Annotated in this window: 12 protein-coding genes, 2 tRNA genes and 1 other RNA gene; 7 read left to right on the top strand and 8 right to left on the bottom strand. The window is 68.4% G+C overall.

Annotation, left to right across the window (positions count from 1 at the left end):
- Positions 1–47: 47 nt before the first annotated feature.
- Both N800_RS04660 and dnaX read right to left on the bottom strand, forming a co-directional pair.
- A complete protein-coding gene (locus tag N800_RS04660) occupies positions 48–368 on the bottom strand; it encodes a YbaB/EbfC family nucleoid-associated protein (RefSeq protein ID WP_036135350.1) in 321 nt (106 codons plus the stop codon).
- A 3-nt stretch (positions 369–371) separates the two neighbouring features.
- Positions 372–2,321, bottom strand: coding sequence for a DNA polymerase III subunit gamma/tau (gene dnaX, locus N800_RS04655; RefSeq protein WP_036135348.1), 1,950 nt, complete (start codon positions 2,319–2,321; stop codon positions 372–374).
- A gap of 185 nt (positions 2,322–2,506) precedes the next feature.
- On the opposite strand from dnaX, the gene N800_RS04650 reads away from it, so the two are divergent.
- A tRNA-Ser gene (locus N800_RS04650) sits at positions 2,507–2,599 on the top strand.
- Positions 2,600–2,684: 85 nt separating this feature from the next.
- Positions 2,685–2,781: signal recognition particle sRNA small type (gene ffs / locus N800_RS15570), an RNA gene on the top strand.
- A 36-nt stretch (positions 2,782–2,817) separates the two neighbouring features.
- Here the strand turns inward: ffs and N800_RS04645 are convergent.
- Positions 2,818–3,576: an MBL fold metallo-hydrolase gene (locus N800_RS04645; RefSeq protein ID WP_036135477.1), complete on the bottom strand. Its 759-nt coding sequence runs from the start codon at positions 3,574–3,576 to the stop codon at positions 2,818–2,820.
- Positions 3,576–4,325 carry a 3-deoxy-D-manno-octulosonic acid kinase gene (locus N800_RS04640; RefSeq protein WP_036135475.1) on the bottom strand — a complete coding sequence of 250 codons (750 nt, stop codon included), beginning with the start codon at positions 4,323–4,325 and terminating at the stop codon, positions 3,576–3,578. Before N800_RS04640 ends, N800_RS04645 begins: the two co-directional genes overlap by 1 nt.
- A gap of 45 nt (positions 4,326–4,370) precedes the next feature.
- Between N800_RS04640 and N800_RS04635 the strand changes: the two genes are divergently transcribed.
- Positions 4,371–5,396, top strand: a complete 1,026-nt coding sequence (locus N800_RS04635; RefSeq protein WP_036135472.1) for a glycosyltransferase family 9 protein — start codon at positions 4,371–4,373, stop codon at positions 5,394–5,396.
- Between the two features lie 202 nt (positions 5,397–5,598).
- Here N800_RS04635 and N800_RS04630 read toward each other — a convergent pair whose 3' ends face one another.
- Positions 5,599–6,009: a DUF6165 family protein gene (locus N800_RS04630; protein WP_036135347.1), complete on the bottom strand. Its 411-nt coding sequence runs from the start codon at positions 6,007–6,009 to the stop codon at positions 5,599–5,601.
- A 103-nt stretch (positions 6,010–6,112) separates the two neighbouring features.
- Between N800_RS04630 and N800_RS04625 the strand changes: the two genes are divergently transcribed.
- The 3 genes from N800_RS04625 (at position 6,113) to N800_RS04615 (ending at position 9,908) form a co-directional block, all read left to right on the top strand.
- Positions 6,113–6,203: transfer RNA gene (locus tag N800_RS04625), tRNA-Ser, on the top strand.
- Positions 6,204–6,285: 82 nt separating this feature from the next.
- Positions 6,286–9,090, top strand: coding sequence for a formate dehydrogenase subunit alpha (gene fdhF / locus N800_RS04620; protein ID WP_332257259.1), 2,805 nt, complete (start codon positions 6,286–6,288; stop codon positions 9,088–9,090).
- Between the two features lie 113 nt (positions 9,091–9,203).
- The gene (locus N800_RS04615) at positions 9,204–9,908 is read left to right on the top strand and encodes a PP2C family protein-serine/threonine phosphatase (RefSeq protein WP_036135344.1); all 705 of its coding nucleotides are present in this window, start codon (positions 9,204–9,206) and stop codon (positions 9,906–9,908) included.
- Positions 9,909–10,003: 95 nt separating this feature from the next.
- Here N800_RS04615 and dnaQ read toward each other — a convergent pair whose 3' ends face one another.
- The 3 genes from dnaQ to N800_RS04600 form a co-directional block, all read right to left on the bottom strand.
- Positions 10,004–10,735: a DNA polymerase III subunit epsilon gene (gene dnaQ, locus N800_RS04610; RefSeq protein ID WP_036135343.1), complete on the bottom strand. Its 732-nt coding sequence runs from the start codon at positions 10,733–10,735 to the stop codon at positions 10,004–10,006.
- A gap of 63 nt (positions 10,736–10,798) precedes the next feature.
- Positions 10,799–11,269 (bottom strand): ribonuclease HI, encoded by a 471-nt coding sequence (gene rnhA / locus N800_RS04605; protein ID WP_036135342.1) that lies wholly within the window; start codon positions 11,267–11,269, stop codon positions 10,799–10,801.
- Entirely contained in the window at positions 11,266–11,931 is a 666-nt protein-coding gene (locus N800_RS04600; RefSeq protein ID WP_052107918.1) for a class I SAM-dependent methyltransferase, read from the bottom strand. Before N800_RS04600 ends, rnhA begins: the two co-directional genes overlap by 4 nt.
- A 141-nt stretch (positions 11,932–12,072) precedes the next feature.
- Here N800_RS04600 and gloB point away from each other — a divergent pair, with 141 nt between their 5' ends.
- Positions 12,073–12,837, top strand: a complete 765-nt coding sequence (gene gloB / locus N800_RS04595) for a hydroxyacylglutathione hydrolase (RefSeq protein WP_036135341.1) — start codon at positions 12,073–12,075, stop codon at positions 12,835–12,837.
- Positions 12,838–12,868 lie beyond the last annotated feature (31 nt).

Here is a 12,868-nt window from a genome sequence, read left to right as displayed (position 1 = left end):
GCGCGCGCGAGGCGGGCGTACCCGCTCCGCGACGCCACCCGGCCCGATCAGAACGGCATCTTCATGCCGGGCGGCAGCGGCATGCCGGCCGTGGCAGCGGACATCTTCGACTGCGACTCGGCGTTGACCTTGTTGACCGCATCGTTGAATGCGGCGGCGATCAGGTCCTCGGCCATTTCGGCGTCGCTCATCACGCTCGGGTCGATGCGCACCTTGCGGCACTCCATGCGACCGGTCAGGGTCACGCTGACCATGCCGCCGCCGGCGTTGCCGGTCACTTCGATCTTGGCCAGTTCTTCCTGCGCGCGCTGCACGTTTTCCTGCATTCGCTGCGCCTGCTGCATCAGTTGGGCGATGTTTCCACGCATGTTTCAGTCTTCCAGGGGGCGGATGGAGTCGGGGACGACGCGCGCGCCGTACTGCGCGATCAGGCGCTGCACGTCGGCGTTGTCCATGAAAGTGGTTTCGGCCGCGGCCTGCCGTTCGTCACGCGCGCGGTCGTTGCGCTCGCGGATGGATTCGCCGGGAGCGGCCGTGGTGAAGCGTATCTGTGGCGCGCTGCCAAGCCGGGGCACCAACGCTTCGGCCACCAGCTTGACCAGGTTGGGGACGCCCAGGTGCTGGTCGGCCTCCGGCAATGCCAGGGTCAGCACACCGTCAGCGTAGCCGCCGAAAACCGCATGCTCGGCCAGCAGGCGCGCGGGGCCCTTGAGGTCACTGGCCGCGACAAACGCGTGCCATTCGTCCGCATCGGCAATGCTGGCGCCCAGGTCGGCGTCGGCAAGGGCGGTGCTGGACGGGGCTGCCACGGGCACCGGTTCCGGCACAGCGGAAATGGGATTGTTGGAAACGACGGCGCGCGGCGGCTGGTTGCGCTCTACCACGATGGGTGACGTGCCAACCGCCACTGCGGCGACGGCCATCGGCGTGGGTGTCGGGGCGCCCATCGGGGCATCCTCGGCCCATGGCGGCACGTCGTCGTCCGCCGGCCTCGCCTGCGGGGTTGAAGGTGCCGGCCCGGTGGGGCGTACAACACGGGCTTCCGCCTGCACTACGGGCTGGGCCTCGCTCTTGCCCTGGACTGGGCTCTTCGGCAGGCCCTCGCTCTCGCGCAGGGCGGCCTCGGCTGAAGGCCGCGATGCCGCCGCGCTCGCGGCGACGCCCGCTTGCGCGCTACCCCGCGTGGCGTCGCCTTCCACCTGCGCGGCCCGAGCACCGCCGCCACCGTCCGCCGGCCGGAATGCCAGCATCCGCAGCAGGGTCATCTCGAAGCCCGCGCGCGGGCTTGGTGCCATCGGCAGGTCACGACGTCCGTTGAGCGCCATCTGGTACCAGAGCTGGATCACTTCGGCACGGATGCGTGCGGCCAGGCCATCGATGTCCACGCCGTCGCTTTCCACCGGCGCGGTTGGCACCAGCTGGCGCACCTGGATCCGGTGCATGGCGTCGCTCAGCGCATCCAGCACCGTGCCCCAGTCGGGGGAAAAATCGGCCAATGCCGCCACTTCGGCCAGCAGCGCCTCGCCATTGCCATCGGCCAGTGCCGCCAGCAGCGCCCCCACGCGCGTACGGTCCACCGAGCCCAGCATGGTCGCCACGCCACTTTCCGCCAGTTGCCCGCCGCCGCTGTTGGCGCCGGTGTAGGCAATCGCCTGGTCCAGCAGCGACAGACCGTCGCGCAGGCTGCCGTCGGCGGCCTTGCTGAGCAGGCGGATGGCGCCCGGCTCAACCGCAATGCCTTCGGCCTCCAGGATCCTGTTCATCTGCCCGGTGATCTGCGCCTCGTCCAACCGCTTGAGATTGAACTGCAGGCAGCGCGACAGCACGGTGACCGGCAGCTTCTGCGGATCGGTGGTGGCCAGCAGGAACTTCACGTGCCCCGGCGGCTCCTCCAGCGTCTTCAGTAGCGCATTGAAAGCCGCCTTCGACAGCATGTGCACTTCGTCGATCAGGTAGACCTTCACCCGGCCGCGGCTGGGCATGTACTGCGCGTTCTCGATCACCTCGCGCACGTCGTCCACGCCGGTGTTGGACGCGGCGTCGATCTCGATCAGGTCGAAGAAGCGGCCGGCATCGATGTCCAGGCAGGTGGCGCACACGCCACACGGGTCGGACGACGTGCCCTGCTCGCAGTTCAGCGACTTGGCGAAGATGCGCGCGATGGTGGTCTTGCCCACCCCGCGGGTACCGGTGAACAGGAAGGCGTGGTGGACGCGGCCGGTCTCCAGCGCATTGGTCAGCGCACGCACCACGTGCTCCTGCCCGACCAGTTCGGCGAAGCGCTTGGGGCGCCATTTGCGGGCGAGGACGAGGTAGGACATCGGATCCTTTGCAGTGCGGCGGGCCGTGGCGCAGCGGGGAGCGCGGCGCGGAGGACCGGGTGATCGGACTCGTCGACATTGTGCCACGGCGCATCGCATCCACCGCGTCGACTTGTCCGCAAGCCCCGCGAAGGCTAGACTTTGCGACCCCGAGGCCGCAGCCGTGCGCCGTGGCCCCGGGACCCGGAGAGGTGTCCGAGTGGTTGAAGGAGCACGCCTGGAAAGTGTGTAAGCGTCTAAACCGCGCTTCGGGGGTTCGAATCCCCCTCTCTCCGCCAGATTCTTGAATGCGAGTCCCGCCCATCAGGCAGCGCCCGTGCGCCCGCCTGCCAAAGCGAAGCCCCGCAGTCGCCTATGGTGGCCCCGTCGGCCCCTCGCGACGCTAGGTCGAAAACCCCGCCAGGGCCGGAAGGCAGCAACGGTATCGACTGACGCGGGTGCCGAGGCCAGCCGGCGGGGCTACCGCCTTTTCAGCCCCCCACGCGCCCGGCGCCAGTCAGACCGGCTCGGCTCGCATGGCCGTAGGCTCGGCCAGGGGCAGGCAATCATCCGGATGCGCGACACGGTAGCCGCGCGCGGCCAGCACTTCACCTTCTTCACGGCTGGCGTAGTGGTACAGGATGCACCGCGACAACAAGGTCGCCGGGTATTCGCGCTCCAGGTCCTCGATTCCGCTGTGCGACGGGTTGCCATGCAGCGCGCAATCATGCGCGATCAGCTCGCCATCATCGGCGACGCGCGCCAATACCTCGGGGATCGGCCGCGTATCACCGGTCCACACCACGCTGCCCTTGAGCCGCAAGCCGAACGCCGTGTCCGGCCAATGGTGGCGCGCCGGGAACACCTCCAGCCGCACGCCGTCATGCCAGAACGCCGCGCCCACCGGCACCACCTGGAACGCATCCCAGAAATTGGCGCCGCCTTCGGCCAGCGCATTGGGGTAATCGCCCACGCGCTGGTGCAGCAGCGGCACCAGCGGGGCGGGCACGTACACCCGCACCTTGCCGCGCAACGACGGGTTGAAGAAGCTCTCCACGAACAGCCGCTCGAAACCGGCCACATGGTCCAGGTGCGTGTGGGTGATGAACAACGCGCGCGGTGCATGGCCGTAACGCCCAAGGAATGCGGTCAGGCCTTCGGCGCCACAGTCGATGGTCAGCCACGGCACTCCGTCGCACTCGATGGTGGACATGGCCGAGCCGAGCTCGACCGCCGAGGCATTGCCCACGCCGTGCAACCGCAGATGCCAGCCCATCAGGTACCCCGGCTCCATGCCATGTCATAGGCGCTGCGCAGGCGCTGGAAGTCGCGCTCCACCTCTTCCTCGGAGCGTTGTCCACGCAGCTTCATCAGCGAGCGATGCAGGCGTTGCAGGTTGCCGCGGCGCCAGCCGGTGGCCGGGATGCGCAACTGCCCACGGTCGAGATCGATCACCCATCCATTACCACCAGGGTCGAACAGCAGGTTGTGGGCGTTGAGGTCGGCATGGTCGAGGCCGGCGCGGTGGCTGCGCGCGATCAGCCGTCCGGCCTCCTCCCACGGAGCCCCATCACCCGCGACGGCGGCGCGATCGGCCAGCGAACGCACGTCTTCCAGCCGGTCCAGCAGGATCGCCGCGGTGTAGAACAGGCCTTCGCGGCGGTAATAGGCTGCCACCGGCCGCGGCACGGGCACGCCGCGCGCGGCCACCGCGCGGGTCAGGCGGAATTCCGCGAAGCTGCGCGTGGTCGCGGCGCCGCGCCACCAGTAGCGATCCCGGCTGAAGTTGGCGGCGACGCCGCCACGCAGGTAGCGTCGAAGCAGGACCGGACCGAAAGGGGCATCGATGAACCACGCTCCGCCGCGTCCGCCACTTTCCACCGGGCGCGCGCGCGTGCCCCAATGCTGTGGCGAAAACCACTCCGGCGCGGCTTGCCGCACCCGTGTGGTGTCGAACAGAATCGCGCCGTACCCGCTGTCCTCGCGGAACGGAACCAATCCTTCTGCGGCGTCGTAGCCCGTCATATCTTTTGGAGTCTAACAATTCACGCCGCATCTGCACCTGCCTCGATCTGCATCCTGCGCCTGTCGGCGTTGGGCGACGTCACCCATGTCGTGCCGCTGGTGCGCACGCTGCGCACCGCCTGGCCCCATGTCGCCATCACCTGGGTGATCGGCAAGGGCGAGCATCGCCTGCTGGTGGGACTGGAGGGCGTGGAGTTCGTCGAATACGACAAGAAGTCCGGCCTGGCCGGCATGCGCACACTGCGGCGGCAGCTCACAGGCCGTCGCTTCGACGTGTTGCTGCAGATGCAGGTGGCCGCGCGCGCCAACCTGCTGTCGGCCTTCATTCCGGCCCGTCGGCGGATCGGCTATGACAAGTCACGCTCCAAGGACCTGCATGGCCTTTTCATCGACGAGCGCATCCCCGACCGACCGGGCATCCACGTCCTCGATGCACTGGGCAGCTTCTGCGAGCCACTGGGCCTGCGCCAGACCGAGGTGCGCTGGGACCTGCCGGTGCCGGCGGACGCGTTCGAATGGGCGAAGGCGCAATGGCCGGACGACGGCCGCCGCACCCTGATGGTCTCGCCGTGCTCCAGCCACGTGCTGCGCAACTGGCGCGCCGAGCGTTACGCCGCCGTGGCCGACCACGCCATCGCCCGCGGTTGGCGGGTGGTGCTGTGCGGCGGCCGGAGCGAGCTGGAACGCCAGACCGCCGATGCCATCCTCGCCGCCATGCAAGGCGCGGCACTGGACCTGGTGGGCAAGGACACCCTGAAGCAGTTGCCGGCACTATTGCAGCGCGCCGACCTGCTGATGACGCCCGACTCGGGGCCGATGCACATCGCCAACGCGATGGGCACCCGGGTGCTGGGCCTGCACGCGGCCAGCAACCCCGAGCGCAGCGGCCCATACACCACGCGCCGCTACTGCGTGGACCGTTACGACGATGCCGCGCGCAAGTACCGGGGCAGGCCGGCGGCCGAGCTCAAGTGGGGCACCAAGATCGAGCACGAGGGCGTGATGGACCTGGTGACCGTCGAAGACGCCATCGCCGCCTTCGAGCGCTACGTGGCGGATTGCGCGCGCTGACCTCGAACGGGGCCGGCGCGTCATCGCATCGACAGTTCAGCAGCCTGGAACGCCGATTCCGCTGCGCAAGGGAGTCGGCCTGCGCAGGTATTGCGCAAAAGCCGGCCATGGATGGCCGGCGGCCCGACTCGCGGCAGGGCGCCGCGACGGAGGGCTGGAGCAATGCCTGCGCAGGCTGGCTCCCGCCTCGGAAACCAAGAAATCAGGGCGCCGCAGCCCCCGACTTGTAATCCTCGTACGACTTCTCCTCGACATAGCTCGACCCCAGAGCCAGGTTGATTTCCTTCTTGATCCGCGCCCGCTCGTCGTTCTCGAAGTAGACGCTGCGCGCCAGGCGCACGAACTCGTCGTCGAAGGCCTGCGCCTTTTCCTTGATGCGGATGTCGTCCTCGATCACCCACAGGCGCTCGTTCACCGCCTTCAGGTCGGCGCGCAACTTGGCGATGTCGTGGCCAGCCGCCGGATGTGCCATCCAGGTCTTCTCCAACGCCGTCAGCTCGTTGCGGACGTTGGCCAGCTTGGCCTCATCGGACATGCGCTCGCTCTTGATCTGCAGGATCGCGATCTTGTCGAGCAGTTCGCCAAAGGACACCGGGACCAGGATTTCGGACATGACGCCGCCATTCGTTCAGGGGAAAGGGCAACAGTGTAGCGCCGCCACGCCCGGGCTTGCCGAAGCACCGAATGCCCCGTATCATTCCCGGCTCACTGCACCCGGAGAGGTGGCAGAGTGGTTGAATGTACCTGACTCGAAATCAGGCGTACGTTTATAGCGTACCGAGGGTTCGAATCCCTCCCTCTCCGCCAGACACAAAGATCAAGCCCCTGATTTCAGGGGCTTTTTCTTTTTCAGCACTGGCCCGCCCCTCTCCGCTACAACGCCGTCGTGATGAGGCGGACACCCTGCGCGGGAGCAGACACCGAAATTGCCGATGGCACGACCTGCGGTCAGCGTGCTTCGATTACCTGCGCCATACTTCGCAAAGACGCTCCAAAGGTCAGACCGATGGATGCCGCACAGGTCAGGGTCGCGATCGACGGCCGGGAACTCTCGTTTCCGGCAGGCCTTACCGTGTTACAGGCCTTGCGGATGTCGGGTATCAAAGTGCCCACGCTGTGTCACGACGACCGTCTCGCGCCCGTAGGCGAATGCTGGGCTTGCGCGGTCGAGCTCGTACCGGCCACCGGCCTGCCCGCCCATCATCGCCCGGCCTGTCGCGAACCATTGCTGGATGGTTGCTCGATACGCACGGATGGCGCCGCGCTGGACGAATTCCGCCGCAACTTGCTGGAGCAGCTTGCCACCCGCGCCGCGCCCGACGAAATGGAGCGCTTTCCCGACAAGGCGCTGCACCAGGCCCTGCGCGAGTTCGACATCCTGCCACGTGCCGACGCCTCGCCTCCCGAAGCGATCGACGTGTCTCACCCGCATATCCGGGTCGACATGGAGCGCTGCATCGCCTGCCGCCGCTGCGTGCGCATCTGCGAGGATCTCCAGGGCGAATCGGTCTGGCATGTATTCGGCCGCGGCGAGACATTGCGCGTGGCCACCGGCGGCGGCGTACCGTTGGCCGAAAGCCCATGCGTGGGTTGCGGCGCCTGCGTCGACACCTGCCCCACCGCCGCATTGACCGACGCATCGGCCTGGCGCGAACCGCCCGCCACGACGTGGACGCGAACCGTCTGCCCGTACTGCGGCGTTGGCTGCGTGCTCGACATCGGCACCGCCGACGACCGCATCGTGGCGACCCGCCCGGCGCTCGATGGCCCGTCGAACAAAGGGCACCTCTGCGTCAAGGGGCGCTACGCATACGACTACGTTGACGCCGACGACCGCGTTTGCGCGCCCATGCTGAGGCGCGACGGGCAGTGGCAGCGCGCTACCTGGGACCAGGCCATCGCCTTCGCAGCCGAAGGCCTGCGCCGCATCGTATCCGAGCACGGTCCCGATGCGGTGGGCGTACTCGGATCCGCGCGGGCGACCAACGAAGAGAACTACCTGATCCAGAAGTTCGCGCGCGTGGCGATCGGCACCAACAACGTCGACTGCTGCGCGCGGGTCTGCCATACGCCCAGCGCCGCCGCGCTCAAGCACATGCTGGGCACGGGCGCGGGCACCAACAGCTTCGACGACATCGAGCAGGCCAGGACCCTGCTCGTCGTGGGAGCCAACCCACTCGAGAACCATCCGGTGGTGGGTGCACGCATACGGCAGCGGGCGAAGCATGGCGCGCACCTGATCGTGATCGACCCGCGCCGCACGGGGTTGGCCGGGATCGCCGACATCCACCTGGCCCCGCAGCCCGGCACCAATGTCCCGCTGTTCAACGCGCTGGCACACGTACTGCTGGCCGAAGACCTGGTCGATCACGCGTTCGTCGACGCCCGCGTGGATGGCCTGGGGACATTCGCTTCGTTCATCCAAGCCTGGACACCGGAGCGTGCAGCGGCACTGTGCGGCGTGCCTGCCGACGACATCCGGCGCGCGGCGCGACTCTACGCCCAGGAACGGCCGGCCATGTGCCTGCACGGCCTGGGGGTGACCGAGCACCTGCAAGGTACGCAGGGCGTGATGGCGCTGATCGACCTTGCCTTGCTCACCGGCAACCTGGGCCTTGCGGGCACGGGCATCAACCCGTTGCGCGGCCAGAACAACGTGCAGGGGGCCGCGGTCATGGGCTGCGAACCCGGCACACTGACTGGTTCGCAGCGGCTGGCCGATGCGCGCGCGCGCTTTGAGACGGCCTGGGGCGTCCCTCTGCCCCGGTCACGCGGCCTGAACGTACTGGAGATGATGGATGCCGCACGCAGCGGCGCACTGAAAGCCCTGTACGTCATCGGCTTCGACGTTCTTGCCAGCCTGGCCAACGCCACCGAGACCGCGAAATCCTTGGAACGACTGGAACTGGTCATCGTCCAGGACCTGTTCCTGAACGAAACCGCGCGCAGGTCTGGCCATGTGTTCCTCCCGGCCGTGTCCAGCTTCGAGAAGGACGGCACGTTCATGAATTCCGAACGCCGCATCCAGCGCGTGCGACAGGCACTGACGCCACGCGGTCAGGCGCGTAGCGACGCCGAAACGCTCTGCCGACTGGTCAATGCGCTTGGCCGCGGCGCGTGGTTCTCCCGCCACCGGGCCGAGGACGTGTGGGACGAGGTCCGCTCGGCCTGGCCCGCAGTGGCGGGCATCGACTACACGCGGATCGACCAGCAGGGGCTGCAATGGCCCTGCCGTGGCCCTGACGATCCCGGCACCGCCTTGCTGCACGCGGAGCATTTCGCTCATGGCAAACGTGCCGTGCTGGAGCGCATCGACTACCAACCGACGACCGAGTACACCACCGCTCAGTTCCCGTTCCTGCTCACTACGGGGCGCAACCTGCACCAGTTCAACGTGGGCACGATGACCGGCCGCACGGGCCAGCAGTTGCTGCGCCCGACCGACACGCTCGACATGCACCCCTACGACGCAGGGCAACTCGGACTGGACGATGGCACCCAGGTCCGGGTGGCAAGCCGGCATGGACAGGCGGCACTACGGCTGCGAATCACCGATGCCGTCGCACCTGGCCAGCTGTTCGCCAGCTTCCACGACCCGGCGCGGGCCCTGAACCAGGTCACAAGCCCCGTGCGTGACTGTGTGACGTCGGCACCGGAATACAAGGTCGTGGCGGTGTGCGTAACACCGGCCTGAAGCCTTCCTGCCCCCCGGTCCGGGGTGGCAATTCAGTCGCCACCCTTGCCTCGCGGCCGACGGGGCATGATGATCGCGTTATAGGCAGCAGAGCCCGACCACGCGTACTGGACATGATCGAATTCGGACACCTGACGCACGTCGGCCTTCGCCGCGAACTCAACGAGGACACCTACTACGGCGACAGCGAGCTGGGGCTGTGGTTGGTGGCCGACGGCATGGGCGGCCACGACTACGGGGAGGTAGCCAGCGCCCTGGCCCGCGAGACCATCGTCCGCGAGGTCCGCGACGGCACCCCGCTTGCCCAGGCCATCCGCATCGCCGACGAGGAGATCATCCGCACCTCGCGGCGGCGCAACGACGCGCTGCCCATGGGCACCACCGTGGTCGCGGCCCGGGTGAACGGCAACCGGTTCGAAGTGGCGTGGGTGGGCGACAGCCGCGTCTACCTGTGGCGCGAGGGCAACCTGGCGCAACTGTCGCAGGACCACAGCTACGTGCAGGAACTGATCGCCAACGGGGCGCTCACCCAGGAACAGGCGCGCAGCCACCCGCACCGCAACGTGGTGACGCAGGCGCTGGGGGTGACCGACCCCACCAGCCTCAACGTGGAGACCATGACCGGCGAGCTGCGCCCCGGGATGCAGTTGCTGCTATGCAGCGACGGCCTGACCGAGGAGGTCGAGGACCGCAACATCGCCCAGGTGCTGTCACGCAATGACTGCAGCGCACAGGAGTGCGTGGACAGCCTGATCGCAGCGGCCCTCGACGGGGGCGGCTCGGACAACGTCACCGTGGTGCTGGTGCGCAACCACTGATACGCCGCGGGCGACGGCCGGTCCGGACCAGGCATGCGTCCTCGGGGCGCCTGCTTGAGCGGTCTTGCGGAGCGCGCAAATGCCCCTTTTCCGCCTCAGGCGACCGCTGTCGCGGCCTCTTCTTCCAGCATCACGTCCCACACGGCCTTGCCGGCCTTCTTGCGCAGCTTCTCCAGCCGCGCCTCGTGGGCGGCCAGTTCGTCGCCCGACACTTGAACGCGCGGGCGCGCGGACGGGGCCGTCACCTTGAAACTGGTCGTGGCCTGCGCCTGCGCCGCACTGGCCCCTTCGTCGAACCCGATCTCCCCCTGCCCCGACGTCAGCGCGATGTAGACGTCCGACAGGATCTGCGCATCGAGCAGCGCGCCGTGCAACTGGCGGTGGCTGTTGTCCACGCCGAGGCGCTTGCACAACGCGTCCAGCGAATTGCGCTGGCCGGGGAAGCGCTGCCGGGCCATCAGCAGCGTGTCTTCCACCGTGGCGTGGTCGAGGATGCGCCCATACTGCGCGCCCGCCAGCGCCAACTCGTTGTCGAGGAAGCCGACGTCGAAGGCCGCGTTGTGGATGATCAACTCGGCGCCGCGGATGAACTCCAGGAACTCGTCCACCACGTCGGTGAATACCGGCTTGTCGGCCAGGAATTCCAACGTCAGCCCGGTCACTTCCTGCGCGCCCTGCTCGAAGTCGCAATCGGGCTTCAGGTAGCGGTGGAAGTGGTTGCCCGTCGGGCGGCGCTCCACCAGTTCCACGCAGCCGATTTCCACCACCCGGTTGCCGGTCTTCCAGTTCAGGCCGGTGGTTTCGGTGTCGAGGATGATCTGGCGCATGCGGCGGTGGTTACCCGGTGAAAAAAGACGGAACAGCGGTGCGAGAACAGGTTACCACCGCGCTCAGGCGCGCTTGGCCGCCTGCGCCTTGAAGCGGATGGCCTGGTCGCGCGCGAGTACATCCACGCGCTCGTTGTCCGGATCACCGGAATGCCCCTTCACCCACTTCCACTCGATCTGGTGGCGTTGCGTGGCGGCGTGCAGCCGCTCCCAGAGGTCGCGGTTCTTGACCGGGTCGCCGCCGGCGGTCTTCCAGCCGCGGCGGACCCAGTTCTTCATCCACTCGGTGATCCCTTGCCGCACGTACTGCGAGTCGGTTTGCAGGGTCACGATGCACGGCTCGGTGAGCGTCTCCAGCGCCATGATCGCGCCCATCAGCTCCATCCGGTTGTTGGTGGTGTCGGGCTCGCCGCCGCTGAGCTCGCGCTCCTTGCCCTTGTATCGAAGCAGTGCGGCCCAGCCGCCGGGACCGGGGTTGCCAAGGCAGGCACCATCGGTGTGCGCCTCAATGGCTTTTCTTGAAGATTGGGTCATGGGTCCATTATCGCCGGCTCGCGTCGCACTGGCTCGGACGGTCGCAGATGACCCGTCTGCCAACGCAGTTTCCGCAGCGGCGAAGGCGGGATGAGTGCCCGCACGCGCTTGTTGACGGTCAGTGCGATGCCAGCGCGCAACCGGTCCCCCGCGCCGATGCCACCGTCACCATGTGCGGCGCGCCAGCGCGGCCCCAGCCATTGCAGGCTGACGGAATCGAAGGCGAAGCCCGCGCGGCGCAGTGCGGCCTGCCAGGCGCCGGGATGCCGGGCGCGCAGTCCCTCCCCCGCCCAACGCATGCGGTAAGGGCTCCAGGGGTTGAGCGCTGTCAGCCATAGCGTCCCGCCGGGCGCCAGCACGCGCTCGCATTCGCCCAGCGTTTCCTCGACAGCAAGGCCATCGTCCAGCGCGTGCTGCACCAGCAATGCCCCCATCGACTCGCTGGCCAGGGGCAGCGGCAGGCCACAGCGCACCGCGCCAGAGAATCCCTCGTCGCGCCGGTGCAGCAACAAGCCGCGACGGCTGTCGTTGGGCGGCGGCTCCGCTGCGGCCACGCCAATCCAGGCCCAAGGCAGCGCCGGACAGCCGGCGAGTACCAGGGAACCGATCGGGTACTCCGCGGCCAACAGCCCCTGTCCATCCAGCGTGCTGAACCAGTTCAACCCAGCCCGGTCCGCGGGTTGACGTGAATGCGCGGGCAAAGGCATGGTCGGCGGGGCGTCCACAGGGAGGGGGTGGCCGCCCAGTCTAGACCGCGGAGGCGACGCGCGTGCGCAGCCCCGCCCCACACCAGGACCCCGCTGATGCAGCTCCGCGCCTTGCCCGCCTTCGCCGACAACTACATCTGGGCGCTTGCCGACGAGTCCGGCCGCGCGCTGTTCGTGGACCCCGGCGAGGCGGCACCGGTACTGGCGGTCATCGCCGACGGGCTGCAGCCGGCGGGCGTGCTGCTTACCCATCACCACCACGACCACATTGGCGGCACCCGCGAGCTTCTGGCGCACTGGCCGGACCTGCCCGTCATCGCCCCGGTGGACGAACGTATTCCACACGCCAGTCGGCGCGTGGGCGATGGCGAGCGCGTGGACGTGGCCAGCTGGACGTTCGAAGTGCTGGAGATCCCCGGCCACACCCGCAGCCACATCGCCTTCCACGGCCATGGCCTGGTGTTCTGCGGCGACACGCTGTTCAGCCTGGGCTGCGGGCGCATGTTCGAAGGCACTCCGGCGCAGATGCACGCCTCCCTGTCGCGACTGAGCGCGCTGCCGAGCACCACCCAGGTGTGTTGCGGCCACGAATACACGCTCGCCAACGCGGCGTTCGCGCTGACCGTGGACCCGGGCAATACCGACCTCCTGCGCCGCGCCGCCGAGGCCCGGAGCCAACTCGACCAGGGCCAGCCCACGCTCCCGGCAACGCTGGCCAGCGAACGGGCCTGCAATCCGTTCCTGCGCACGGACGCGCCCGCCATCGGGGCTGCGGTGGCGCGGCGATTGGGCCGCGAACCCCACGACGCAGTGGAGACCTTCGCCGAACTGCGGCGCTGGAAGGACGGATTCACCGCATGAGGGGGCCGGGCCGCATCCGCCGCGCCGTGGC

Source organism: Lysobacter daejeonensis GH1-9 (assembly GCF_000768355.1).
Taxonomy (GTDB): Bacteria; Pseudomonadota; Gammaproteobacteria; order Xanthomonadales; family Xanthomonadaceae; genus Aerolutibacter; species Aerolutibacter daejeonensis.
The sequence above is the reverse complement of the archived record's forward strand: the minus strand, read 5'-3'. Positions and strand labels throughout refer to the sequence as shown.

What these genes read in the sequence shown, in the direction of transcription:
- N800_RS04660 (WP_036135350.1), bottom strand. Translation starts at nt 368, where the DNA reads ATGCGTGGAAACATCGCCCAACTGATGCAGCAGGCGCAGCGAATGCAG.
- dnaX (WP_036135348.1), bottom strand. Translation starts at nt 2,321, where the DNA reads ATGTCCTACCTCGTCCTCGCCCGCAAATGGCGCCCCAAGCGCTTCGCC.
- N800_RS04645 (WP_036135477.1), bottom strand. Translation starts at nt 3,576, where the DNA reads ATGGGCTGGCATCTGCGGTTGCACGGCGTGGGCAATGCCTCGGCGGTC.
- N800_RS04640 (WP_036135475.1), bottom strand. Translation starts at nt 4,325, where the DNA reads ATGACGGGCTACGACGCCGCAGAAGGATTGGTTCCGTTCCGCGAGGAC.
- N800_RS04630 (WP_036135347.1), bottom strand. Translation starts at nt 6,009, where the DNA reads ATGTCCGAAATCCTGGTCCCGGTGTCCTTTGGCGAACTGCTCGACAAG.
- fdhF (WP_332257259.1), top strand. Translation starts at nt 6,286, where the DNA reads ATGAGGCGGACACCCTGCGCGGGAGCAGACACCGAAATTGCCGATGGC.
- N800_RS04615 (WP_036135344.1), top strand. Translation starts at nt 9,204, where the DNA reads ATGATCGAATTCGGACACCTGACGCACGTCGGCCTTCGCCGCGAACTC.
- dnaQ (WP_036135343.1), bottom strand. Translation starts at nt 10,735, where the DNA reads ATGCGCCAGATCATCCTCGACACCGAAACCACCGGCCTGAACTGGAAG.
- rnhA (WP_036135342.1), bottom strand. Translation starts at nt 11,269, where the DNA reads ATGACCCAATCTTCAAGAAAAGCCATTGAGGCGCACACCGATGGTGCC.
- gloB (WP_036135341.1), top strand. Translation starts at nt 12,073, where the DNA reads ATGCAGCTCCGCGCCTTGCCCGCCTTCGCCGACAACTACATCTGGGCG.